General features: G+C 69.4%; 1 protein-coding gene. It reads right to left on the bottom strand.

The window, feature by feature from the left end:
* On the bottom strand, positions 1 to 1,292 hold a 1,292-nt coding region (locus BLQ03_RS17755; protein ID WP_090757606.1), incomplete at both ends, for a heavy metal translocating P-type ATPase.

A 1,292-nucleotide genomic window follows, 5' to 3' on the forward strand; every position in this document is an offset into this window, starting at 1 on the left:
GCCGCGATGATTGGCGACAGCAGGATGCCGAAGAACGGATACAGCACGCCGGCCGCGACGGGGATGCCAAGCGCATTGTAGATGAAGGCGAAGAACAGGTTCTGGCGGATGTTGCGCATCACCGCCTGCGACAGCCGGCGGGCGCGCACGATGCCGGTCAGATCGCCCTTGAGCAGCGTGACCCCGGCGCTCTCCATCGCCACGTCGGTGCCGGTGCCCATCGCGATGCCGACATCGGCGGCCGCGAGCGCCGGCGCATCGTTCACACCGTCCCCCGCCATTGCCACGACTTCCCCCGCCGCCTTGTGCCGCTGCACGACCTCGCTTTTCTGATCCGGCAGGACCTCTGCTTCAACCTCGTCGATGCCGAGCTGGCGCGCGACGGCCTTCGCCGTGGTCCAGTTGTCGCCGGTCAACATGACCACGCGGATGCCCTGCGCCTTCAGCGCGGCCAGCGCCTCCGGTGTCGATGCCTTGACCGGGTCCGCGATGGCGAAGATGGCGGCCGCCCGCCCATCGACGCCCATGAAGATCGCCGTCGCCCCGTCCTCGCGCAACTTGTCGGCCTCATCGGCCAAGGGCGCAACATCGACCCCCTGCTCGGCTAGGAACTTCGCGTTGCCGAGCGCGATGCGGCGTCCTTCGACGGTGCCGAGCGCGCCCTTCCCAGTGGGAGAGTCGAAGTCCGCGACTGGCGCGGGCACGATCTCGCGCTCCTCCGCGGCCCGAACGATGGCGAGTGCCAGCGGATGCTCGCTCGCCCGCTCGACGCTCGCGGCCAAGCGCAGCACCTCTGCCCCGGCGTGACCAGCGGCGGGAACGATGGCGGTGACGGCGGGTCGGCCTTCGGTCAGCGTCCCGGTCTTGTCGACGATGATGGTGTCGATCTTCTCCATGTGCTCCAAGGCCTCGGCGTTCCGGATGAGGACGCCGGCCTGGGCGCCACGGCCGACGCCGACCATGATCGACATGGGCGTCGCGAGCCCCAGCGCACAGGGGCAGGCGATGATGAGGACGGACACGGCGGCAACGAGGCCGAAGGAGAACTGCGGCTCGGGTCCCCAGATCGACCATGCGATGAAGGCAAGGATGGCGACGACGATCACGGCCGGCACGAACCAGCCCGAGACCTGATCGGCGAGCCGCTGGATCGGCGCGCGCGAGCGCTGTGCTTCCGCGACGAGCTGGACGATCTGCGACAGCATGGTGTCGCGGCCGACGCGGCGGGCCTCGATCACCAGCGCGCCGGACTGGTTCATGGTCCCGCCGATCGCCGATGCGCCGACCTCCTT

Source organism: Paracoccus chinensis (assembly GCF_900102885.1).
GTDB lineage: Bacteria > Pseudomonadota > Alphaproteobacteria > Rhodobacterales > Rhodobacteraceae > Paracoccus > Paracoccus chinensis.